The sequence below is a fragment of the Microbacterium sp. Z11_20 genome, assembly GCF_057197605.1.
The window spans coordinates 120,437-141,876 of sequence record NZ_JBXVOQ010000005.1 but is presented as its reverse complement, the minus strand read 5'-3'; the positions used below and the strand labels follow the sequence as shown (position 1 = coordinate 141,876).

The window sequence follows — 21,440 nt, the reverse complement described above, 5'->3', positions numbered from 1 at the left end:
GCGGACTGTAGTCCCCCTCCGCCCCCCGCCGTCTCCGCCCACCCTTCGCGCACAACTCCTGCAGAATTGGTTGCCATGACCCCGCCACGCCACCCGGAACCGGTTCCGCCCTCCCACATGCAGGAGTTGCGCACGGATGGATGGACCGTGATCGTCCCGGTCAAGGGGGCGGACACCGGCAAGTCCCGCTTGACCGACGCCGGCGGCGACCGGGCGGCGCTGGCCCGCGCGATCGCCCTCGACACGATCGCCGCCGCCACCGGTGCCGCGCACGTCGCGCGCGTGATCGTGGTCACCGACGACGCCGAGGTCGCCGCCGCCGCCGCGCGCATGCGGGCCGTGGAGGTGGTGCGCGAAGGCGGCAGCGAGGGTCTGGACGCCGCCGTCGCCCTCGGGGCTCAGGCGGCGGGCACGGCGGTGCCACGTGCCGCGCTCCTCGGCGACCTCCCGGCCCTCCGTACGGCCGAACTGGATGCCGCGCTCGAGACGGCCGCGACCCTGGAACGCGGGCTCGTCACCGATGCCGAGGGCACCGGCTCGACGCTCGTCACCGCGCGGGCGGGCGCGGTGTGGACCTCCGCGTTCGGCGAGGGCTCGGCCGAGCGCCACCGGCTCCTCGGCTGCACCGACATCGACCTACCGGAGGACTCGTCGCTGCGGCGCGATGTCGACACGTCCGCGCAACTGGACGCCGCGGCATCCATGGGTCTGGGGCCGCGCACGGCCGCTTTGCTGTCCGCCCCCTCCGTCGCCTGACCCGCGGTCAGGCGACGGAGGCGAGGGCGGCGTCGACGATCGCCGCGGACGCGGCCTCGTCGGTCATCCACAGCGGCGCGACCACGGGCCGGACGCCGGACGCCTGGACCGACACGGCGGCGGCGGCATCCTCCTCGGCGAGCAGCCACGCGTCCAGCACTCCCCCGGCGCTGCGCGCCCCGTAGAGGGCGGCCACCGCGGCGGCGGAGGTCTCGACCCCGATCGCGGTGAGGCAGACATCGGCCATTCCCCGCACGACGCGCCCGCCGATGATCGGTGAGACCCCCACGACGGCGGATGCTGCCGCCAGCGCCGCGCGGATCCCGGGGACGGCGAGGATCGGTCCGATCGACACGACGGGGTTCGACGGCGCGAGGAGCACGACGTCGGCCTCCGCGATCGCCTCGACGACGCCCGGCGCGGGGGCGGCCTCGGCGATGCCCGGATTGTCGAAGCGCAGCGGGGTGAGCGCGGCGCGGTGGCGCGTCCACCACTCCTGGAAGTGCATGCGGCGCTCGGCGCCGTCGTCGTCCTGCACGGTGACGATGGTGTCGACCTCGGCGTCGGTCATCGGCAGCAGTCGCGCGCCGAGGGGCCAGCGCCGAGCCATCCGCTCGAGCACCTGCGTGGGGGTGAGGCCCTCGCGGAGCCACCCCGTGCGGGCCACGTGCGTGCCGAGGTCGAGATCGCCGAGTGTGAACCACGGCCAGCCCGCGCCCCACGCCTGCAGCTCCTCGTTCACGCGCTCGGTGTCTCCGGCGCGTCCCCACCCGCGCTGCGTGTCGTTGACGCCGGCGAGCGCGTACGTGATCGAGTCGACGTCGGGTTGCAGGCGCACGCCCGACAGCCACAGGTCATCGCCGGTGTTGACCACCACGGTGGCCTCCGGCGCACCGCGGGCGGCGAGGGCTGCACGCACGCCGAGCGTGAACTTCGCTCCGCCCACTCCGCCGGCCAGCACCACGACGCGCGGCCCGCTCATGCGGCGTCCCCGCCCGGCTGCCGCACGCTCACGGCGCGACCGCGGATGCGGCGGCCCGCGCCGCGGCGGGGAGGGCATCCAGCACGCGGCCCACGGCGTCGTCATCGTGGGCGGCGGTGAGGAACCAGGCCTCGTACACGCTCGGCGGCAGCGAGACTCCCGCATCGAGCATCGCGTGGAAGAAGGGCGGGTACCGCCACGACTCCTGCGTGAGCGCCGTGGCGTAGTCGTGCGGCACCTCGGGGAGGAACGCCACGCCGAACAGCGATCCCGCCCGCGGCACGGCGTGGACGACGCCGGCCCGGGTGAGGGCGTCCGACAGCGCATCGGCGACCGTGGATGCCGCGGCATCCACCCGCGCGTACACCTCGGGTGTCGCGAGACGGAGGGTGGCGAGGCCGGCCGCCACCGACAGCGGATTGCCCGACAGGGTGCCCGCCTGATACACCGGGCCGGCGGGGGCGAGAGCATCCATCACGTCCGCCCGGCCGCCGAGGGCCGCCAGCGGCATCCCGCCGCCCACGACCTTGCCGAAGGTGAAGAGGTCGGGCGCATACTGCTCCCCCGCTGCCGCCTGCAGTCCCCAGAAGCCGGCGGGGTGCACCCGGAAGCCGGTGAGCACCTCGTCGAGGATCATCAGCGCGCCGTGGGCGTGGGCGATGTCGGCCAGCGCGGCGTTGTAGCCCGGCAGCGGCGGGACCACGCCCATGTTCGCCGACGCGGCCTCGACGATGATCGCCGCGATCTGGTCGCCATACGTGGCGAAGGCCTCCCGCACGGCATCGAGGTCGTTGTACGGCAGGACGAGGGTCTGCGCCGCGATGGGCGCGGGGACGCCCGCCGATCCCGGCAGCGCGAGGGTGGCGACGCCGGAGCCGGCGGCGGCGAGGAGCCCGTCGGAGTGGCCGTGGTAGTGGCCGGCGAACTTCACGAGCAGGTCGCGGCCGGTGACGCCCCGCGCCAGGCGGATGGCGGTCATGGTCGCCTCGGTGCCCGTGGACACCAGCCGCACCTTCTCCACCGGGCGGGTGCTCCCGGACACCACGCGTGAGGCGATGAGGTCGGCGAGTTCGACCTCGGCCGACGTGGGCGCACCGAACGACAGGCCGCGGGATGCGGCATCCTGCACCGCCGCGACGACCTCCGGATGCGCGTGCCCCAGGAGGGCCGGACCCCACGAGGCGACGAGGTCGACATAGGTGCGGCCCGCCTCGTCCGTCACGGTGGCCCCGCGGGCCGAGGCGACGAACCGCGGCGTGCCGCCGACGGACCCGTACGCGCGCACAGGCGAGTTCACGCCACCCGGGATCACGGCGCGGGCTCTGTCGAACCACTCATCGTTCCGGTCAGTCATCCGGTCATCCTCTTCTCACCATGTCTCACTTTCGGCGCCCCGTGTCTCACTTTCGGCGCACCATGTCTCACGAACTGCAACAAACGGGGCCCAAACTTGCCGAAAGTGAGACATGCGAGGGCTGGTTGGGCGGAGCTGGCCGGGCTGGCTGGCTGGGCTGGCCAGCCGGCCAGGGCTGGCTGGGCTGGCCGGCCGGGGCTGGCCAGGTCGGCACGGGCGGAGCTGACTGGCACGAGGGGTCAGGATGCGGCGCGCAACCAGCGCGCGGCCTCGGCGGCCCAGTAGGTCAGGATGGCGTCGGCTCCGGCACGGCGGATCGACAGCAGGCTCTCTTCGATGGCGCGGCGCCGGTCGATCCAGCCGTTCGCCGCGGCGGCCTCGACCATCGCGTACTCGCCCGACACCTGATAGGCCCACACCGGCACGTCCACGGCGGCGCGCACATCGGCCAGCACGTCGAGGTACGGCAGGGCCGGCTTGACCATGACGACGTCGGCCCCCTCGTCGACGTCGAGCAGCGCCTCGCGCACGCCCTCACGGCCGTTCCCCGGGTCGAGCTGGTAGCTGCGACGGTCTCCGGTCAGCTGGGAATCGACGGCCTCGCGGAACGGTCCGTAGAACGCTCCGGCGTACTTGGCCGAGTACGCCAGCAGCAGCGTGTCGGTGAAGCCTTCGGCATCCAGCGCCGCGCGCACGTAGGCGACCTGGCCGTCCATCATCCCGGACAGCCCCAACATCACGGAGCCGGCGCGGGCCTGCGCAAGCCCCATGTCGGCGTACCGCTCCAGCGTCGCGTCGTTGTCGACGCGCCCGCGCCCGTCGAGCACCCCGCAATGGCCGTGGTCGGTGAATTCGTCCAGACACAGGTCGGTCTGCACGACCAGCGCGTCGCCCACTTCCGCGACAACGGCCTCGGTGGCGACGTTGAGGATGCCCCGGGGGTCATCTGCGCCGGAACCCCGGGCGTCGCGCACCGCCGGCACACCGAACAGCATCACTCCGCCCACGCCGGCCTCCGCCGCATCCGCAGCCGTGCGGCGCAGCGAGTCGAGCGTGTGCTGGTCGACGCCGGGCATCGAGGAGATCGGTGCGGGCTCGCCGATGCCCTCGCGCACGAACAGCGGAAGAACCAGTTGCGAGGGAACGAGGTGCGTCTCGCGCGCCAGGCGCCGGACCGCGGGGGTCTGGCGGAGACGCCGGGGGCGATGCTGAGGGAAGCTCACGGCTGCAGTTCGTCGGCGGCGTGCGGAAGGGGGAAGCGCGAGACGGCGTCGATGAGCGCGTCGACGGTCTGCTGGTCGGCGATCACGTCGACGCTCAGCCCCGTGCGGCGGGCGTCCTTGGCCGTCCGCGGCCCGATCGCGGCGATCACGGTCGAGTCGGGGATCGAGGGGAACTGCGCGTGCACCTGCTCGGCGACCGAACCGCTCGTGACCAGGATGGCGTTGATACGGCCCGATGCGACGTCCAGCGCGATCCGCTCGGTCACCGGCACACCGACCGTGCGGTACGCCACGACGCTGCGAACGCGATGTCCGGCCTCGCCCAGTAGACGCGTCAGCACGGGTTTGGCGATCTCGCTGCGGAGGGTGAGCACGTCGCGCGTCTCCGCCTCGCGCGCGATCATCTCCTCGGCCAGCCCGGCCGCGGAGTTGTCACGCTCGGGAACGAGATCGACGCGGTACCCGACCGCCTGCAGCGCCGCGGCTGTGGTCTCACCGACGGCGGCCACCTTGGTGCGGGTGGGGATGACGGCGCGGTAGGCGTAGAGCACGTCGACCGTCGTCGCGCTGGTGACGGTGAGCCAGTCGAAGACCCCGGCGGCCAATTCGGCCAGCGCCTGCTCGAGCGCTGCCTGATCGTTGGTGGGTGCGAAATTGATCAGCGGCGCGATGACCGGCACCGCGCCCTGCTGGCGAAGCGTGGCGGCCACCCCGTCACCCCACGGTCCTCCACGCGGCACGAGCACCCGCCAGCCCGCAAGGGGCTTCTCGGATGTCGCCGTGTGCCGGGAGGTGTGATTCATGGGGTCGACTCTCGTGGTACCAGGTCGGCCGCCCCACGTTCGAGCAGCCGACGTGCAATGTCGTCCCCGGTGCGCGTGGCTCGCGCGATCGGGTCCGCGCCGTCGGCAGCATTCGCACCATCGCCGCTGCCTACAATTCCACCATACTCCCGGTCGGCCCGCAGAAGGGGCTCCAACCGCACGGTGCGGTCCACGCCGACCCGGTGCGCTCCGTCCAACGCATACACGATCGCGCGAACCCGCAGGTCTCCCCCGACCACCTCGGCGTGCGCGCCCACGGGGGCCGAGCAGCCCGCATCCAGACCCGACAGCACGCGGCGTTCCGCCGTGACCGCGATGCGGGTCTGCAGGTCGTCCAGGGCCGCCAGCGCCGCCAGCAGCCCGGCGTCGGCGTCCGTCCGCGTCTCCACGGCCAGTGCCCCCTGGCCCGGTGCCGTCGGCCAGTCGGCGAGTCCGAGGGGTTCGGCGTGCAGAGACCCCAGATCGCCGCCCAGCCGCGACAGCCCGGCCGCAGCGAGGATCACGGCATCCAGTTCGCCGTCGCGCACGCGACCGAGGCGCGAATCGACGTTGCCGCGCAGATCCTGCACGCGCACCCTCGGGTTGCGTCGCCGCACCTGCGCGATGCGTCGTGGCGACCCCGTCCCCACGACCGCACCCTCCGCGAGTTCGAGCAGGGGCGTGCCCGTGCCCGTGATGACGACGTCCCGCGCGTCCTCACGGGCCGGCGTGGCAGCGAGGAGGAACTCGGCAGGCTGGGCCGTGGGCAGATCCTTCAGCGAGTGCACCAGCAGGTCGCAGCGGCCGGCGAGCAGGGCGTCGCGCAGGGTCGTCGCGAAGACGCCGCGGCCACCGATCTCCGAGAGCGACGCGCGCGACACATCGCCTTCGCTGACGATGGGCACCAGCTCGACGTCCTCGCCGGATGCGGTGGCAAGCGCGTCGGCGACCCGCTGCGACTGGGCGAGGGCCAGAGCGCTGCGCCGGGTTCCCAGACGGAGAGTCATCGGCGGCTCACTGAAGCACCTCGGGCACCTCGTGCGGATGGATGCGTCGCCCGGTGAAGAACGGGACCTCTTCGCGGACGTGGCGCCGGGCCTCGGTGTAGCGGAGTTCGCGCATCACGTCGACGAGATCGGTGAGGACGTCGGCCTCCATCGGCAGCAGCCATTCGTAGTCGCCCAGTGCGAACGAGGCGACGGTGTTGGCGGTCACCCCCGTGAACGCGGCGCCCTTGCGGCCGTGGTCGGCGAGCATCGCGCGGCGTTCCTCATCGGGCAGCAGATACCACTCGTAGCTGCGGACGAACGGGTACACCGTGAGCCAGGACTTCGCGGGCACCCCGCGCAGGAACCCCGGCACGTGGGCCCGGTTGAACTCCGCATCGCGGTGCACGCCCATGGCGTTCCACACCGGCAGCAGCGGCCGCAGCAACTCTGTCCGCCGGAGGCGCCGGAGGTCGCGCTGAAGGACCTCGGCGTCTGTCCCGTGCATCCAGATCATCAGGTCGGCGTCGGCGCGGAGGCCACTGACGTCGTAGAAACCGCGGATGGTCACCCCGCCACCCTCGATCAGAGCGACGATGTCGGCCAACTCGGTGGCGTCCGGTTCCGCGACGGGGTTCTCCGGGTCGCGGCGGAACACGGCCCAGAGAGTGAACACGGATGCAGGGGACTCCTCGGACATACCCCCAGTCTCCCCCGACGGCCGCGCGCGGCCAAACGCGCTCAGCGCGTGTAGGCCCGCACGGCGAGCCAGACGAGGCCGCCGACCGTGGCCGCCACCCCGACGACGGCGGCAGCCGCCCCGGTGGGGTTGGTCCGGCGGAACTCGCGCGCTCGCGCGACCGCACGATCGACCCCGTGACCCAGGCGGCGGGGCACATTGGCCTTGATCTCGATGGCGGCCAGCGTCGCCTTCAGCTCGGCGCGTGCCTTCTCCACCGGGTCGGAGATGCCCAGGGCGATCCCCGTACGGGGGACGGGGATCGGACGATCAACGCTCATCGCCAGCCTCCTTCACGATCCGGATGTCTTCGGCCACGGCTTGACCGGGGTTCTCTCCCGAGCTGAGCTTGCGGAAGCGCATGATCCCGAGCACCGCGAGAATCGCGACGATCACCAGCATCACGCCGAACACGACGAGTGCCGAGAGCCATACCGGCCACCACGACGAGAGCCCGGCGATCACGAACGCGAAGAACACCGGCAGGGACCAGAAGAGCACGAAGAGCGCTCCGACGAACCAGCCGGCGCCGATTCCGGCGTCTTTCGCGGTCTTGGCCAGCCACTTCTTGGCGGCGTTGATCTCCGCGACGACGAGATTGCGCACGAGGTCGGGGATGTCCCCGACCAGGGTGAACAGGCTCTCGTCGGCGCGGTCGCGGAAACCGCGCGGCGTCGTCATGTCATCAGCTCCCGGCGCTGGCGGCGCCCTTGTTGTCGCCGGAACCGTTCGTGGCGCCGTTGGAAGCGCTCTTGGACGCGCCGGAGGCCTGATCGGCTTCCTCGAGCGAGTCGCCGACAGCGTCCGCGACGTCCTTCGCGGCCGACTTCGCGGAGGCGGCGGCGCGCTGCGCCTTCTCCTGCACGGTGCCCGAGCCGCTCGCGGCGCTGGTGACGCGCTTGGCGCCGTCCCACAGGGCGCCGGGGACGACCTTGGCGGCCGAAGACCCGAAGGCCTTGGCCTTGTCGACCTGCTTCTGAACCGGGTCGGTGTTCCACACCTTCGCGGCCTGTTCCTTGATCTGCTCGTAACGGTCGTGCCCTGCGCGACTGCCGAGTACGTATCCGGCGGCGAGGCCGATGACGATTCCTACTTTGCCCTTCATGGGGCGCTCCTCACGATCGATGATGGGAGGTACGATTCCGTCCAGAGTAGCCCTGTATTCCGTCCGCGGCATTCGCCCTTGACATCGCCGCGCGGGCGGGGCAGGGGTCAGGCCCCCGGAAGCTCCGACCGCCAGAGCAGGGCCGAACGGATGCGGTCGGCCTCCGCTCGCGCGTCGGGGACGACCTGCGCGAGGCCGGTACCCGACAGCCACGCGCCGACGGCGCCCAGGCCCGGCACCGCGGAGATCGCCCCCCGCGCCGCGGCGGTCGCGGCCGCACGCCCGATGGTGGCGGCCGGCTGCGCCTGGGCGAAGCGCTCGCGCCGCGCACCCCGGAGGTGCGCAGCATCCAAGGTCACCCCCAGCAGCGCGGAGGCCTCGTCCAGAGCGAGCAGCGCCGCGGCCGCATCATCCAGCGTCGCCGTGGCGGGTTCCTCTCCCTGGGCACCGAACGACACCCGCAGGACGTGGCGGCCGGGGCCCGCCGCGCGCGCAACCCAGTCCCACTTCGCCGTGGAGTGCGTGAGCGCCTTCGCCGCGTACGCCCCCGGGACGGTGAGCACCCCGGACCCGCGCGGGAAGGCGTCCAGCTCGGCGCTCTGGACGACGAGCGTGACCACCTCCACGACCGGGGCCTCCGCCGTATCGCGCTCCATCGTCGGCACCACCGGAGCCAGCAACGCCCGGGCGACACGTTCGGGCGCCGCCACCAGAACCGCGTCGGAGCGGACCTCCTCCTCGCCCGGCTCCTCGCCCGGTGCGTCCAGGAGCACGGTCCACGCGCCGTCCTCCGCGCGCAGCCCGGTCACGCCGACACCTGTGCGCACCTCGCCGCCGAACTCGCGCACCCGGGCGGCGAGCGCATCCACGAGGGTCGCCATGCCGCCCACGAGCCCCTCCACCGCCCCACCGGGGGCCGAGGTGCGGCCTCCCCGGAGGTCGGCGACGGCGCCGCTGAGCGAGCCGGTGCGGGTGAGGGCGGCGTTGAGCCCGGGCGCCGCCAGATCCACGTCGATGTCGTCGGGCCGCGCGGAGTACACCCCTGCGGTGACCGGTGCGACCAGTCGCTCCAGAACCTTGGCGCCCATGCGGGTGCGGACGAGGGCACCGAGGCTGTGCCGGTGGCCGATCGTCAGGGGCGGGCGCACCCGATCGAGGTAGGCGCGCCACGCACCCGCCCAGCCGATGACGCGGCGCACCTCGGGCGCCCAGGGGTTGTCGGGGATGCCCAGGACGCCGCCGCGAGGAAGCGGCGCCGCGGCACCTCCCGGGAGGCCGGCGACCCACGCCCCGCCCTGGTTGGGCGCGGTGACGGCCTCGCCCAGCCCGAGTTCGTCGATGAGCGCACGCACCGTTCCGCCGCGGGTGGCGTAGCTCTCGGCACCGACGTCGAGCACGAGGCCGTCGATCTCGGCCGACCGCACGACGCCGCCGGGGCGCTCGTCCTGTTCGAGCACCGTGACGCGCACGCCGACCTTGGCGAACTCCAGAGCCGCGACCAGGCCGGCGATGCCGCCGCCCACGATGGCGACGTGCGCCCGGCTCGCCTGCGCTGCGAGTCGGTCCAGATCCGGTTCGCTCACGCCGCTTCTCCGTGGGCTGCCGCCACGATGCGGGTGAGCACGCCCGGGTCGGTGTCGGGCGGGACGCCGTGACCGAGGTTGAGGACGTGCGCGCGCGCCGCGCGGCCGCGGGCGAGGACGTCGTTCACGTGAGCGAGGAGCACATCCTCGGGCGCTGTCAGCAGCGCCGGGTCGATGTTTCCCTGCACGGTGGTGTCGGGACCGAGGATGGCTGCCGCCTCGTCCAGGGGAAGGCGCCAGTCGACCCCGACCGCGTCGGCGATGCCCCCGAGGCGCATGTCGGCGAGGAACGGTCCGGTTCCGACGCCGAAGTGGATGCGGGGCGCCTCGATGCCCTCGAGCGCCGCGCGGGCGTGCGGGGCGGCGAACGCGCGGTAGTCGGCGGCCGAGAGCGACCCGGCCCACGAGTCGAACAGCTGGACCGCTGCAGCCCCGGCCTCGGTCTGGGCCCGCAGGAACGCCGCTGACACCGCCGCCAGCCATCCGGCCAGTCGATGCCACGACGCGGGGTCGGCATGCATCATGGCGCGCGCCCGCAGGTGCTCTTTCGACGGGCCGCCCTCGACGAGGTAGGCGGCGAGGGTGAAGGGGGCCCCGGCGAACCCGATGAGCGGGGTGTCGCCGAGTTCGGCGGTGACGATCCGGACGGCCTCGCGCACCGGACCTGCCGCCTCGGCGACGGCGGACGGATCGATCGCCGTGACGCGCTCGACATCGGATGCGGTGCGCACCGGATCGGCGAACACCGGACCGCGCCCTGGTTCGATCTCCACCTCGACGCCGGCGAGACGGAGGGGGATCACGATGTCGCTGAAGAAGATGCCGGCGTCCACGCCGTGCCGGCGCACCGGCTGCAGCGTGATCTCCGCCGCGAGATCCGGCGTGAGGCAGGCGTCCAGCATCCGCGTTCCCACGCGCAGCTCGCGGTACTCCGGAAGCGACCGGCCGGCCTGCCGCATGAACCACACCGGGGTGCGCTCGGGGCGATCGCCACGGAGGGCGCGGAGGAGGGGTGCGTCATGAGAAGCCACGGTTCCCATCCTCCCACCCGCCGTCCGGACGCCCGCTGGGTGGCCGTGCGGGCCGGACTACGCTTCCCGCGGGGGCAGGGCGAGGCCCTCGACGACTTCGGCATGCGGCAGCGCGGCCAACACCGCCCCGGGAAGGAACAGCTTGGCGCCGCGGGCGCCGGCTCCCACCACCACGTCCGGTGAAGCGGCGACCGCCGCATCCACGAAGACCGGCCAGTCCGACGGCAGCCCCAGCGGGGTGATGCCGCCGTACTCCATTCCCGTGAGCTCGACCGCCTCGGCCATCGGCGCGAAGGAGGCGCTCCGCACATCCAGGCGCCGTCGCACCGTGCCGTTGACGTCGGCGCGTGTCGTGGCGAGCACGACGCACGCGGCATAGCGGATGTCGCCTCCCCGCTTGCCCTTGATCACGACGCAGTTCGCGCTCTGGTCCAGCGGCGAGCCGTACCGCGCGCAGAACGCGGCCGTGTCGGCGAGCTCGGGATCGATCTCGGCTACGCCGACCAGCGGCGCGAGGTCCGGGTCCAGAGCGATGAGGGCCGCTCCCACCGGATGCGGCAGCAGATCGAGTCGATCGAGGGCGGGAACGGGCTCGAGCGAGCCGGCGGAAGACCACTGCACGGCCCCAGTTTACGAAGGCGCGGCGGCCGGTTCGCTCGCCGTCGAGGCAACTCGCCAAGGCGCCGCACACCACCGGTAGAATCTTGTCTCGTGCTGCTGTGCGTCTCCGCGAGTCATAAGACCGCCTCCTTCGAGCTTCTGGAGCGCCTCAGCGTCCCCTCCACCCCCATCGCCCCCCTGATCGCCGCACATGCGGAGGGGGTGCAGGGCGCCGTCGTGGTTGCCACCTGCAACCGTTTCGAGGCGTACGTCGACATGGACGAGCCGGTCACCACCGTCGGCGTGGAGGCGACCCTCGCCGCGATCGAGGCCGCCACCGGCGTCCCGGCCGGCGAGCTCACGGGGTCGTATGAGGTGCTGGGCGGCGACGAGGTCGCCGAGCATCTGTTCGCCGTCGCATCCGGTCTCGAGTCCGTCGTCGTCGGCGAAGGCGAGATCGCCGGACAGGTGCGCCGATCGCTCACGGAGTCCCGCCGACTCGGCACCACGTCGGGTGATCTGGAGCGGCTGTTCCAGCGGGCCTCCGAGGCGCAGCGCGGAGTCAAGAACGCCACGGCGCTCGGCCGGGCCGGGCGGTCGCTCGTGCGTCTGGCCCTCGACCTGGCCGGCAGCCGCATCATCGACTGGTCGGCGCAGCGTGTGCTGCTGGTGGGAACGGGCTCCTACGCCGCAGCCACCGTCGCCGCCCTGCGCGACCAGGGCGCCGAGGACATCTCGGTCTATTCGCCGTCCGGCCGCGCCGCGAAGTTCGCGACGAAGCACGGGCTGCACCCGATCGCCGCCGAGCGCTTTCCCTCCGTCGCCGCGCAGGCTGACCTCATCATCACCTGCACGACCGCAGAGCACGCCGTCCTCAGCGCCGCGACGTTCACCGCCGGCGCCTGGGAACCCACTCCCTCCGCCAGGCGACGGATGGTGATCGATCTCGGTCTGCCCCGCAACGTCGACCCCGACGTCGGGACCGTCGCCGGTGTCCAGCTCCTCGACCTCGAGACCATCCGCCTGCACGCACCGCTCGAGGAGCTGCAGGCCACGGATGCGGCGCGCGAGGTCGTGCGCGACGCCGCACGCCGTTTCGCCGTGCGCGGCGAGCGACGCAACGTGACACCGGGGGTCGTGGCGCTGCGCACCCGCGCCTTCGCCGCCCTCGATGCGGAGATCGCCCGCGCGCGCGCCCGCGGTGACGACGACGGGCGCACCGAGCAGGCGCTGCGTCACCTCGTCGGCGTCATCCTCCACACGCCCACGGCGCGCGCGCACGAACTGGCCGAACTCGGCCGCGGCGACGAGTACCTGGCCGCCCTGACGACGCTGTTCGGAATCGAGGTGGCCGAGGAGGACCTCCGGGCCACCGACGCGGACTCCGGCGTGGCCTGAGGTCTTTCCCCCGCCGGAACGTCGGCGCGGGGCCCGGGCTCAGTTCCCGGGTGCCCCGGGTCCGGGAGAGAACGCCTTCGGCGCTCCCACGATCACCGGGCCGAGGTAGAACCGCGCCCACGACACCAGGCCGTCCTCGTCTGTGCGCCAGATCACCGTGCCGGCCAGCGTGTCCGGCCCGCCATCGCTCGCCGTGCCGGACATCCTCCACTCCGACCAGACCTCGTCATCCTGCACCGCCCAACGCAGCAGCTCGGCGTTCAGGTCGGGCAGTCGCCCGAGGATCGCCTGCCAGTTCCGCTCGACCTGCGCGCGACCGGTGAAGGCCAGGTCGGGATCCCTCGGAGTCTCGACGGAGTAGTCCTCCGCGAAGTTGGCCGCGATCCGGGTCGCCTCGTGGGCGTTGATGGCATCGCGGAGGCGGTGGAGAGCACGGAGATGGTCCATGCTCCCAGCCTAAGTCGCGGTCTCGCACCCACGGCGGTGGACCTCGGGTGCGAGGCCCGCCCCCGGTGCTCGGCGGGGGCGGGTGGGAGGATGTCGGCATGACTCTGCACATCACCGACGACCCCGAGGCCGACGCGTTGCTGGGCGACGACCCGCTGGCGCTGTTGATCGGGATGCTGCTGGACCAGCAGATCGCGATGGAGACCGCGTTCACCGGCCCCCTCAAGATCCGCGACCGCGTCGGCTCGCTGGACGCCGGCGCCCTCGCGCACTACGACACCGACGCGTTCGCCGAGGCGTTCCGGACGCCGCCGGCCGTGCACCGCTACCCCGGGTCGATGGCCGGCCGCGTCCAGGCGCTCTGCGCGGCAGTCGAGCAGGAGTGGGGCGGCGACGCATCCGCGATCTGGACACGCGACGCCCCCACGGGACCGGAGGTGCTCAAGCGCCTGAAGGCGCTCCCCGGCTTCGGCGAGCAGAAGGCGAAGATCTTCCTCGCGCTCCTGGGCAAGCAGCGCGGCTTCGACGGGGAGGGCTGGCGCGAAGCATCCGCCCCCTACGGCGAGGACGGATCGTTCCGCTCGGTCGCCGACATCACGAGCCCGGAGTCGCTCGCGAAGGTCCGCGAGCACAAGCGCGCAATGAAGGCCGCCGCCAAGGAGAAGTGACGTGAACATTCCCGCCGATGTGCAGGCATTCCTCGACCGGGTGGAGCCGGCCACGCGCCGGCGCGACGCGGAGACGCTCCTCGAGCTGTGCGCCCGCGTGACCGGCGAGGACCCGACCCTGTGGGGGTCGATCATCGGATTCGGCTCGCACCACTACACATACGACAGCGGGCGCGAGGGCGACACCGCCGCGGTCGGCTTCGCCCCGCGGAAGGCGGCCACGACCGTCTACCTGGTCGACGGCGTCGACGCCCACGCCGCCGAGCTGGAACGGCTCGGCCCGCACACGACCGGTGTCGGGTGCCTGTACGTGAAGGATGCCTCCACCGTCGACCTGGACGTGCTGGCGCAGATCATCGGCGACTCCTACCGCGCCACCACCCGCTGACCCCCGCCCGCTCGCCCCGGGGAGTCAAGAGATCCGCCGGAATCACGACCGAACCGCAGCCGAGCGGCCTGAGTCCGGCGAATCTTCTGATTCGCGGGCCCGGCGCCGGGCGCGGCATCCCGTTGGCCGCGTGTATCCCGCCCGTGCACAACGGCGGATATCGCCTCCGACACGCCGGGCAACGGCCCCAACGCCCGGCGTGTCACCCAGGATCTCCGCCGTTGTGCACCCCGCGGGGCGGCCGGGATGCTGCGGGGCGGCTCAGGCGCCGGATGCCGGGCCGGCGCCGGGGGCGCGTGCCGGGCGCTGGGCGCCGCATCCCGCCCGTGCACAACGGCGGATATCGCCTCCGACACGCCGGGCAAGGGCCCCAACGCCCGGCGTGTCACCCAGGATCTCCGCCGTTGTGCACCCCGCGGGGCGGCCGGGATGCTGCGGAGCGGCTCAGGCGCCCCGGAGCCGGTCGGCCAGGTAGGTGTGCAGGGCGTCGAGAGGCACCCGCTCCTGGGCCATGGTGTCGCGGTCGCGAACGGTCACGGCGTGGTCGTCGAGCGAGTCGAAGTCGACGGTGACGCAGAACGGCGTGCCGATCTCGTCCTGGCGGCGGTAGCGGCGGCCGATCGCACCGGCGTCATCGAAGTCGACGTTCCACAGGCCGCGGAGACCGTCGGCGACCTCCCGCGCGAGCGGGGAGAGCCGCTCGTTGCGCGAGAGCGGCAGCACCGCGACCTTGACGGGAGCCAGGCGCGGATCGAGCCGCAGCACCGTGCGCTTGTCGGTGCCGCCCTTGGCGTTGGGCACCTCCTCCTCCTCGTACGCGTCGACGAGGAACGCCATCATGGCGCGCGTCAGGCCGAAGGAGGGCTCGATGACGAACGGGGTGTACTTCTCCCCGGAGGCCTGGTCGAAGAACGTCAGGCTCTGACCGGATGCCTCGGAGTGGCTCGTGAGGTCGTAGTCGGTGCGGTTGGCGACACCCATGAGCTCGCCCCACTCCTTGCCGGGGAATCCGAAGCGGTACTCGACGTCGATGGTGCCGGCGGAATAGTGCGCGCGGTCCTCGACGGGGACGTCGTAGCGGCGCATGTTCGCGGGGTCGACGCCGAGGTCGATGAACCAGTTCCAGCACGCCTCGACCCAGTGGCGGAACCACTCGTCCGCCTCGGCGGGGGGCGTGAAGAACTCGATCTCCATCTGCTCGAACTCGCGGGTGCGGAAGATGAAGTTTCCGGGCGTGATCTCGTTGCGGAACGCCTTGCCGACCTGGCCCACGCCGAACGGAGGCTTGCGGCGCGACGCCGTGAGCACGTTGCTGAAGTTCACGAAGATGCCCTGCGCCGTCTCGGGCCGCAGGTAGTACAGGCCACTCTCGTCGTCGACGACGCCGAGGTAGGTCTTCACGAGACCGGAGAACGCCTTCGGTTCGGTGTACTGGCCCTTCGTGCCGCAGTTGGGGCACGGGATGTCGGCAAGCCCGTTCTCGGCGGGGCGGCCCTTGCGCGCCTCGTAGTCCTCGATCAGCGTGTCGGCGCGGAATCGCTTGTGGCAGTGCAGGCACTCCACGAGCGGATCGGTGAACGTCGCGACGTGACCGGATGCCTCCCACACGCGCTTGGGCAGGATGATCGACGAGTCCAAGCCCACCATGTCGCCACGCCCGCGGACGAACGTCTGCCACCACTGGCGACGGATGTTCTCCTTCAGTTCGGTGCCGAGGGGGCCGTAGTCCCATGCCGAGCGAGAGCCGCCGTAGATCTCGCCCGCCTGGAAGACGAACCCGCGGTGGCGGGCGAGGGCGATGACCTTATCAAGGCGGGACTGTTCGGCCACGGTGGCTCCAATGGTCGGAAAGAGGGCGGGATGCCGCGGAAATCGCGGTACCTCGATTCTATCGAGCGGCGCCGGCGGCCCGGCTCACGCGCCCGCCGGCCGCCGCCGCGCGGGAAAGGCCCGGCTCACGCCCCCGTGTCGCGGAGGGCCGACGGTCCGACCTCGGAGACCGCCGTAAAACCGGCCAGCCCCAGGGTGATGTCGAGCTCGGCGAGGACGTTTCGGACCACCTCGCGCACGCCTGCCTGCCCGGCGACCGCCAGCGCGTACGCGTAAGGCCGCCCAACCGCGACCGCCGTCGCGCCGAGTGCGAGGGCGGTGAAGACGTCAGACCCCTGCCGCACACCCGAGTCGAAGATCACCGGAACCGCCCCGCCGACACGGTCGACAACGGCGGGAAGAGCGTCCAGCGTCGGCACCGACAGGTCGATCTGCCGGCCGCCGTGGTTCGACACCCACACCCCGTCTGCGCCGGCATCCATCGCGCGGGAGGCGTCGTCGGGATGGACGATGCCCTTCAGCACGATCGGCAGAGAGGTCCACTCGCGCGCGCGGGCGAGGTCATCCAGGGTGAGAGAGGGAGTCGAGAAGACGTCGAGGAACGTCTCCACGGCCGCGCGGGGCAGGGGCGAGCGCAGACCTTCCCGGACCCCGCCTCCGGTCAGCGCCGAGCCCTTGCGGGCGATCGTGATCCCCGCGGCGATGGCCTTCGGGGTGATGCGCACGCCGGGCGCGTCGGCGGCGTGCCGGGTGCCGGCACGTTCGGCGACCATCCGCCGGAACACCGGATCGGAGGTGTACTGCGCGATGCCGAGCCCACGCGTGAAGGGCAGGTAGGCGAGGTCGAGGTCGCGCGTGCGCCATCCCAGCAGATGGGTGTCGAGCGTCACCACGATGGCGGAGCATCCCGACTCCTCTGCCCGGCGGAGCAGCGACGCGTTCAACTCATCGGACGACGACCAGTACAGCTGGAACAACCGCGGGGCGCCCGGCGTCGCGGCAGCGACGGCCTCCATCGCGACGGATGCCTGATTGCTGAGCGTGTACGGCACGCCCAGTTCCGCCGCGGCGCGGGCCACCGCCAGATCGGCCTCGCGATGGGCCAACTCCATCACACCGAGCGGCGCGAGAAGGAGCGGCGTCGGCAGGCGCCGGCCGAACAGCTCGACAGATAGATCGCGCGTGGCGACATCGCGAAGCGGCCGCGGCCACACCTGCCACCGCTCGAACGCCGCGCGGTTCGCCGCGACGGTGCGCTCCGCCCCCGCGCCACCGGCGAGATAGGCGAAGGCGGCGGCGCTCAGCCGGCGTCGCGCAGCATCCTCCAGCGCCGTCGCGTCCACCGGCACCTGCGGCCGGGTTCCGCTGATCCCGGCGCGGTAGATGTCCGACTGCGTGAGCCGGGAAATACCCCGCGCGGCGGCGGCCGGGTCGAGCGGAGCGATGTTCCCCTGGTCCATGGCGACAGCGTACGGATGCGTCCGCGCCGCGTCAGCCGTGCGCGCCGAACCGGCACCACCCACTCACGAGGGCATCCGCGCTTTCATGGGCGCCGGCGCGGCCCGACGCTGCGGGGTCCCGTCGGCGAGGATCACGGCCCCGCGCTGATGCGAATCGGGAACGCTAACGCCGTGATGAGCGGATGTAAAGGGTGTCTGCGCGATGTCCCGATGCTCGTACCGTCGAGCCATGAACACCGATGACTTCTCCCCCCGTCACGCGATCGTCACCGGCTCCGACTCGGGCATCGGCGCCGCGTGCGCCGTCGCCCTGGCCGAAGCCGGCATGGACGTGGGCATCACGTGGCACTCCGACCAGGAGGGCGCGCAGCGCACCGCCGAGGCCGTTCGCGCCCGCGGCGGGCGCGCGGTCGTGAGCCACTTCGATGCGACCGACCTGGAGACCGCCGGGGGCGTCCTCGACGCCCTGGCCGAGGAGCTCGGCGGGGTGGACGTGTTCATCAACAACGCCGGCGGTGGCGCAGGCGGTCACGTGCTCGATCTCGACCTGGCCGGCTGGCGCCAGGACGTCGGGCTCAATCTGGACGCCGCCTTCGTCGGCATGCAGGCCGCCGCGCGGCGGATGGCCGCCGCCGGCGCGGGCGGCCGGATCATCGCGATCTCGAGCGTGCACGAGCACCAGCCGCGCGTGGGGAGCGCCGCGTACGTCGCTGCCAAGCACGGCCTCGGGGGCCTCGTGAAGACCATGGCCCAGGAGCTCGGCGCGCAGGGCATCACGGTCAACGCCGTCGCCCCCGGCGAGATCGCCACGCCACTGAACGACATGGATCCCGAGGAGGCCGAGAAGACGCATCGCCCCGGAATCCCCCTCGGCCGTCCCGGACGCCCGGAAGAGATCGCGGCCGTCGTCGCGTTCCTCGCCTCCCCGGCGGCGTCGTACGTCACGGGCGCGAGCTGGGTCGTAGATGGTGGGATGCTGCAGATGGGACCTCAGGCCGGATCGCACCTCACCAGCGACGAGTGGCGCACCGCCTGACCCGAACCCGACCCTTGGAGATGCCATGAGCGACCCCCAGACCGACGACGAGAAGCGCACCGATCAGCTGACGGCGGCGCCCGATGCGACCGAGGCGGACGCGGCGCCGCGCATCAACGTCACGCACCGTGCGGGCGTGACGCGGGTCGACATCCGCGATGACGCCGCCGTGCGCCCCGGCCCGGGCCAGGGCGACCCCGCCGCCGAACACGAGTAGCGCGCCTAACTCAGGGTGAAAGCGGCGCGACACCGGTGTCTTTCCCGACCAGGGCGCGCTCAGGCTGAGTTAGGCACGCTCGGGCGGCCTCAACGCGGCAAACCCACGCGCCAGCTCCGGGCCCGCCCGTACGGCCAACATCCCGCAGCCGGATCCCCGCCCTCCCCTCCCCGCCCCGCCCCAACGCGACCCCGCCGCCAGCCGCACCGCGACCCGGCCGCCGAAGCCGCCGCCGCCGGCGCCGCGCAGCGTGACCGCCGCATGCCGCAGCCTGATCCCGCCGCGTAACACGGTGTAGCGGGCCTAACTCAGCAAGAACCCGCCCCGACACCGGTGTCTTCCCCCACCCGGGCCGATTTGGGCTGAGTTAGGCACACTCCGGGGACAGCCTCCGAGTTGGGCACGCCCGAGTGTGCTCAGTTCGGCACGCCCGAGGGTGCCACCTGGGCACGCTCGAGTGTGCCAGTTGGGCACGCCCGAGTGTCCTCAGTTCGGCCGGCCGAGTGTGCTCAGTTCGAGCACTGGGGCGGGGCAAGTGCGTGTGCGCGGCGAACGCGCGCACGGGGAACGTGCCGAAGCCCCTCGACGGCGGGGGGAGCCGCGGCGTCTCGTCACGGCTCGGGCGACCGCCATCGCCCGCACGATTCCCGCCGATGCCGCGGAGTGGGTCAGGTGGTTGCCACCGGAGCGAGGTGGTTGGCGATCACGTGGCGGGCGATGGCGATCGAGCTGGTCGCCGCGGGTGACGGGGCGTTCCGCAGCAGCGTCACGGCCCCAACCTGGTCGACCTTGAAGTCGTCCAGCAGTTCGCCCGCGCTACCCCACGCCTGCGCGCGGACACCTGCCGCGGTTTTGTGGGTGAGGTCCGCCATCCGCAACTCCGGAACGAACCGGCGAGCCTTGCGATAGTAGAGCGGCTTCAGAAGCGATCCGCTGATCTCGTCGACGCCCATCCGCCAATGCTGCTTGGCGAGCGGCCACGCTCCCGGCCACTTCAGCGACTCCCACGTGTCACGTGCCGACACCTGGAGCCACGTGTATCCCTCGCGGGCCAGAGCGGGCACGGCGTTCGGACCGACGTGGACGTTGTCGTAAACCCCCCGCGTGAAGTGCACGCCCAGGAAGGGGAACCGCGGGTCGGGGACGGGATAAATCATGCCTCGCACGAGGTCCGTGCGCTCGGGCGCGAGCTCCCAGTACTCACCTCGGAAGGGCAGAATCTTGGGCGCCGGGTCGGCGCCGACGAAGCGCGCGACGACGTCGGACTGGAGACCGGCGCACACGATGACGCGGTCGAACACGTCCTCGGAAACATTCGTGAGGACGCGCACCGTGGCGCCTTCCGCGCGGATGCCGGTGACCTCGTGCCCGAGCCGGATGATGCCGCCGCCCGCCCGGACGTCCTGCGCCATCGCCTCGGTGATCGCGGCGTAATCGACGATCGCGGTGTGCGGCGAGTGCACGGCCGCGACTCCAGCGACGTGCGGTTCGATGTCGCGCATCCGGGATTCGTCATCGATGCGGGCGAGGTCGGGTACACCGTTCGCGATCGCCCGGCGCTCGATCTCTGCGAGGGCTGGCAGCTCACTCTCATCCACGGCGACGACGAGCTTGCCCACTTCGCGGTAGGGCAGCCCCTTCTCCTCGCAGAATTCCCGCATAGACACGCGGCCCGCTGCGCACAGCTGAGCCTTCAGCGACCCCGGCGTGTAGTAGAGCCCCGCGTGAACGACTCCCGAGTTGCGCCCGGTCTGGTGCTGGGCGAGCCGCTTCTCCTTCTCCAGGACCGTCACCTGGTCGCCCCGTGCGCTCAACTCGCGCGCGAGCGCGACGCCGACGATGCCTCCACCGACGATCCCTACGCGGTCACCCATGGGCGTGAACCGTCGCGCCGGTTCCCGATGCTCGCGCCGTGAGCGGCGCGCGGCATCTGGCTGATGCGGACAGAACTGTGTTCATGAACTCCCCCAAGTTGCGCGTGTCTGCAGCGGTCCCACCCGCGTCGCGCTCTCCCAGCATCGCCGGGGAACCGTCTATCCGCAAGCTGCGTCAGTCGCCGGCGACGAGGAGGTAGCCCCGCTCGTCGTCGAAGCCGCCGATGCGGAGACCGTCGTCGAGGTGGCGGAGAAGGGTGCCGCGCACGACGGTCCGCCAGGCCGCTGCGGCGGCAGGGGTCTCCCGCCGGATCGCCTCGATATCGGCGGGGATCATCACCTCCGCCTCGACCGCCGCCCCGTCGGGGGTGCCCGCGGGCGGCTCAGCGAGGTCCCACGACACCAGCAACCGGTCGGAGGCGACGGCCCGACCGGCCTCGTCGTTGATCGGGCCGTACTGGTCCACCAGGTACGCCGTGGTGCGCGCGCCGAGAACCCGCAGGTTGAAGTGGGCGTTACGGGCGATCAGCGGGTCGAACGTCCACGTGATGTGGCCCACCCCGTGTGCGAAGGCCCAGTCACGCTGATGCTGTTTGAGGGCACGCCCCACCCCGCGGCTCTGATACTCCGGCACGACGCCGGTGATGTGCGAATGCAGCGTCCGCGCCGAAGGGGACCCGAACCACGCGGCGGATGCTCCCACCATCCGCTCGTCGGCGTAGACCCCGACGACGTAGTTGCCGGAGTACTGCAGAGCACGCAGCGCATTCGCGGGCATGGCCTGCCGGTCACCCGGCCACACCGTGGCCAGCAGGGCCGCGCCCTCGTGCACCTGATCGGTGCCGGTCAGTTCGCGGATCTCGATGCCGGGCGGCTCGTCACTCACCCCCTCAGTCTCGCACCGACCACGCCCTCATGACCCGGGTGCCTTCCCCGCGGCGATAGCCTGAGATGGTGGCG

The 21,440-nt window shown here is 72.4% G+C and carries 23 protein-coding genes; 6 read left to right on the top strand and 17 right to left on the bottom strand.

The genetic code is table 11. The features are described 5' to 3' along the window. Positions 1-75 precede the first annotated feature (75 nt). Positions 76-756: a 2-phospho-L-lactate guanylyltransferase gene (gene cofC / locus AC2DFQ_RS13120; protein WP_484534199.1), complete on the top strand. Its 681-nt coding sequence runs from the start codon at positions 76-78 to the stop codon at positions 754-756. 7 nt (positions 757-763) lie between these two features. On the opposite strand, the gene cofD is transcribed toward cofC, so the two are convergent. From cofD to AC2DFQ_RS13060, 12 genes are all read right to left on the bottom strand, one after another. Beyond that, positions 764-1,738 (bottom strand): 2-phospho-L-lactate transferase, encoded by a 975-nt coding sequence (gene cofD, locus AC2DFQ_RS13115; RefSeq protein ID WP_484534198.1) that lies wholly within the window; start codon positions 1,736-1,738, stop codon positions 764-766. A gap of 28 nt (positions 1,739-1,766) precedes the next feature. Next, complete coding sequence (hemL, locus tag AC2DFQ_RS13110; RefSeq protein ID WP_484534197.1) at positions 1,767-3,092, bottom strand: glutamate-1-semialdehyde 2,1-aminomutase; 1,326 nt, start codon at positions 3,090-3,092, stop codon at positions 1,767-1,769. A gap of 239 nt (positions 3,093-3,331) precedes the next feature. Beyond that, entirely contained in the window at positions 3,332-4,315 is a 984-nt protein-coding gene (gene hemB / locus AC2DFQ_RS13105) for a porphobilinogen synthase (protein WP_484507797.1), read from the bottom strand. Then, positions 4,312-5,118: a uroporphyrinogen-III synthase gene (locus tag AC2DFQ_RS13100; RefSeq protein ID WP_484507796.1), complete on the bottom strand. Its 807-nt coding sequence runs from the start codon at positions 5,116-5,118 to the stop codon at positions 4,312-4,314. Before AC2DFQ_RS13100 ends, hemB begins: the two co-directional genes overlap by 4 nt. Further along, positions 5,115-6,125 carry a hydroxymethylbilane synthase gene (gene hemC / locus AC2DFQ_RS13095; protein ID WP_484534196.1) on the bottom strand — a complete coding sequence of 337 codons (1,011 nt, stop codon included), beginning with the start codon at positions 6,123-6,125 and terminating at the stop codon, positions 5,115-5,117. The genes AC2DFQ_RS13100 and hemC overlap by 4 nt, the downstream gene beginning before the upstream one ends. A 7-nt stretch (positions 6,126-6,132) precedes the next feature. Beyond that, entirely contained in the window at positions 6,133-6,804 is a 672-nt protein-coding gene (hemQ, locus tag AC2DFQ_RS13090; RefSeq protein WP_484507794.1) for a hydrogen peroxide-dependent heme synthase, read from the bottom strand. Between the two features lie 41 nt (positions 6,805-6,845). Beyond that, positions 6,846-7,124 carry a hypothetical protein gene (locus AC2DFQ_RS13085; protein ID WP_484507793.1) on the bottom strand — a complete coding sequence of 93 codons (279 nt, stop codon included), beginning with the start codon at positions 7,122-7,124 and terminating at the stop codon, positions 6,846-6,848. Further along, positions 7,114-7,524: a phage holin family protein gene (locus tag AC2DFQ_RS13080; RefSeq protein ID WP_484507792.1), complete on the bottom strand. Its 411-nt coding sequence runs from the start codon at positions 7,522-7,524 to the stop codon at positions 7,114-7,116. The genes AC2DFQ_RS13085 and AC2DFQ_RS13080 overlap by 11 nt, the downstream gene beginning before the upstream one ends. Positions 7,525-7,528: 4 nt before the next feature. After that, positions 7,529-7,948: a hypothetical protein gene (locus AC2DFQ_RS13075; RefSeq protein ID WP_484507791.1), complete on the bottom strand. Its 420-nt coding sequence runs from the start codon at positions 7,946-7,948 to the stop codon at positions 7,529-7,531. Between the two features lie 107 nt (positions 7,949-8,055). Further along, complete coding sequence (gene hemG, locus AC2DFQ_RS13070; protein ID WP_484534195.1) at positions 8,056-9,531, bottom strand: protoporphyrinogen oxidase; 1,476 nt, start codon at positions 9,529-9,531, stop codon at positions 8,056-8,058. Further along, positions 9,528-10,571, bottom strand: coding sequence for a uroporphyrinogen decarboxylase (gene hemE, locus AC2DFQ_RS13065; RefSeq protein ID WP_484534194.1), 1,044 nt, complete (start codon positions 10,569-10,571; stop codon positions 9,528-9,530). Before hemE ends, hemG begins: the two co-directional genes overlap by 4 nt. Before the next feature lie 48 nt (positions 10,572-10,619). Then, positions 10,620-11,183: a YbaK/EbsC family protein gene (locus AC2DFQ_RS13060; protein WP_484534193.1), complete on the bottom strand. Its 564-nt coding sequence runs from the start codon at positions 11,181-11,183 to the stop codon at positions 10,620-10,622. Between the two features lie 90 nt (positions 11,184-11,273). On the opposite strand from AC2DFQ_RS13060, the gene AC2DFQ_RS13055 reads away from it, so the two are divergent. Then, complete coding sequence (locus tag AC2DFQ_RS13055; protein WP_484507787.1) at positions 11,274-12,560, top strand: glutamyl-tRNA reductase; 1,287 nt, start codon at positions 11,274-11,276, stop codon at positions 12,558-12,560. A 39-nt stretch (positions 12,561-12,599) separates the two neighbouring features. Here AC2DFQ_RS13055 and AC2DFQ_RS13050 read toward each other — a convergent pair whose 3' ends face one another. Then, a complete protein-coding gene (locus AC2DFQ_RS13050; RefSeq protein ID WP_484507786.1) occupies positions 12,600-13,007 on the bottom strand; it encodes a nuclear transport factor 2 family protein in 408 nt (135 codons plus the stop codon). 98 nt (positions 13,008-13,105) lie between these two features. Between AC2DFQ_RS13050 and AC2DFQ_RS13045 the strand changes: the two genes are divergently transcribed. Beyond that, the gene (locus tag AC2DFQ_RS13045; protein WP_484534192.1) at positions 13,106-13,675 is read left to right on the top strand and encodes an HhH-GPD-type base excision DNA repair protein; all 570 of its coding nucleotides are present in this window, start codon (positions 13,106-13,108) and stop codon (positions 13,673-13,675) included. 1 nt (position 13,676) lies between these two features. Then, complete coding sequence (locus AC2DFQ_RS13040) at positions 13,677-14,063, top strand: DUF1801 domain-containing protein (protein WP_484507784.1); 387 nt, start codon at positions 13,677-13,679, stop codon at positions 14,061-14,063. A 444-nt stretch (positions 14,064-14,507) separates the two neighbouring features. Here the strand turns inward: AC2DFQ_RS13040 and AC2DFQ_RS13035 are convergent, their stop codons facing one another. Together AC2DFQ_RS13035 and AC2DFQ_RS13030 are read right to left on the bottom strand one after the other, a co-directional pair. Next, complete coding sequence (locus AC2DFQ_RS13035; protein ID WP_484534191.1) at positions 14,508-15,893, bottom strand: glycine--tRNA ligase; 1,386 nt, start codon at positions 15,891-15,893, stop codon at positions 14,508-14,510. A 125-nt stretch (positions 15,894-16,018) separates the two neighbouring features. After that, a complete protein-coding gene (locus tag AC2DFQ_RS13030) occupies positions 16,019-17,353 on the bottom strand; it encodes an alpha-hydroxy-acid oxidizing protein (RefSeq protein WP_484534190.1) in 1,335 nt (444 codons plus the stop codon). Positions 17,354-17,582: 229 nt separating this feature from the next. Here AC2DFQ_RS13030 and AC2DFQ_RS13025 point away from each other — a divergent pair, with 229 nt between their 5' ends. Beyond that, the gene (locus AC2DFQ_RS13025; RefSeq protein WP_484534189.1) at positions 17,583-18,389 is read left to right on the top strand and encodes an SDR family oxidoreductase; all 807 of its coding nucleotides are present in this window, start codon (positions 17,583-17,585) and stop codon (positions 18,387-18,389) included. A gap of 25 nt (positions 18,390-18,414) precedes the next feature. Beyond that, positions 18,415-18,606 (top strand): multidrug transporter, encoded by a 192-nt coding sequence (locus AC2DFQ_RS13020; protein ID WP_484507780.1) that lies wholly within the window; start codon positions 18,415-18,417, stop codon positions 18,604-18,606. Positions 18,607-19,274: 668 nt separating this feature from the next. Here AC2DFQ_RS13020 and lhgO read toward each other — a convergent pair. Next, positions 19,275-20,480 carry an L-2-hydroxyglutarate oxidase gene (lhgO, locus tag AC2DFQ_RS13015; RefSeq protein WP_484507779.1) on the bottom strand — a complete coding sequence of 402 codons (1,206 nt, stop codon included), beginning with the start codon at positions 20,478-20,480 and terminating at the stop codon, positions 19,275-19,277. A 175-nt stretch (positions 20,481-20,655) separates the two neighbouring features. Further along, positions 20,656-21,366: a GNAT family N-acetyltransferase gene (locus AC2DFQ_RS13010; RefSeq protein WP_484534188.1), complete on the bottom strand. Its 711-nt coding sequence runs from the start codon at positions 21,364-21,366 to the stop codon at positions 20,656-20,658. Positions 21,367-21,440: the final 74 nt, after the last annotated feature.

Excerpts from the sequence above, each read along its gene's own strand:
- cofC (WP_484534199.1), top strand. The coding sequence starts at position 76 with ATGACCCCGCCACGCCACCCGGAACCGGTTCCGCCCTCCCACATGCAG.
- cofD (WP_484534198.1), bottom strand. The coding sequence starts at position 1,738 with ATGAGCGGGCCGCGCGTCGTGGTGCTGGCCGGCGGAGTGGGCGGAGCG.
- hemL (WP_484534197.1), bottom strand. The coding sequence starts at position 3,092 with ATGACTGACCGGAACGATGAGTGGTTCGACAGAGCCCGCGCCGTGATC.
- AC2DFQ_RS13100 (WP_484507796.1), bottom strand. The coding sequence starts at position 5,118 with ATGAATCACACCTCCCGGCACACGGCGACATCCGAGAAGCCCCTTGCG.
- hemC (WP_484534196.1), bottom strand. The coding sequence starts at position 6,125 with ATGACTCTCCGTCTGGGAACCCGGCGCAGCGCTCTGGCCCTCGCCCAG.
- hemQ (WP_484507794.1), bottom strand. The coding sequence starts at position 6,804 with ATGTCCGAGGAGTCCCCTGCATCCGTGTTCACTCTCTGGGCCGTGTTC.
- AC2DFQ_RS13085 (WP_484507793.1), bottom strand. The coding sequence starts at position 7,124 with ATGAGCGTTGATCGTCCGATCCCCGTCCCCCGTACGGGGATCGCCCTG.
- AC2DFQ_RS13080 (WP_484507792.1), bottom strand. The coding sequence starts at position 7,524 with ATGACGACGCCGCGCGGTTTCCGCGACCGCGCCGACGAGAGCCTGTTC.
- AC2DFQ_RS13075 (WP_484507791.1), bottom strand. The coding sequence starts at position 7,948 with ATGAAGGGCAAAGTAGGAATCGTCATCGGCCTCGCCGCCGGATACGTA.
- hemE (WP_484534194.1), bottom strand. The coding sequence starts at position 10,571 with ATGGGAACCGTGGCTTCTCATGACGCACCCCTCCTCCGCGCCCTCCGT.
- AC2DFQ_RS13050 (WP_484507786.1), bottom strand. The coding sequence starts at position 13,007 with ATGGACCATCTCCGTGCTCTCCACCGCCTCCGCGATGCCATCAACGCC.
- AC2DFQ_RS13045 (WP_484534192.1), top strand. The coding sequence starts at position 13,106 with ATGACTCTGCACATCACCGACGACCCCGAGGCCGACGCGTTGCTGGGC.
- AC2DFQ_RS13030 (WP_484534190.1), bottom strand. The coding sequence starts at position 17,353 with ATGGACCAGGGGAACATCGCTCCGCTCGACCCGGCCGCCGCCGCGCGG.
- AC2DFQ_RS13025 (WP_484534189.1), top strand. The coding sequence starts at position 17,583 with ATGAACACCGATGACTTCTCCCCCCGTCACGCGATCGTCACCGGCTCC.
- AC2DFQ_RS13020 (WP_484507780.1), top strand. The coding sequence starts at position 18,415 with ATGAGCGACCCCCAGACCGACGACGAGAAGCGCACCGATCAGCTGACG.
- lhgO (WP_484507779.1), bottom strand. The coding sequence starts at position 20,480 with ATGGGTGACCGCGTAGGGATCGTCGGTGGAGGCATCGTCGGCGTCGCG.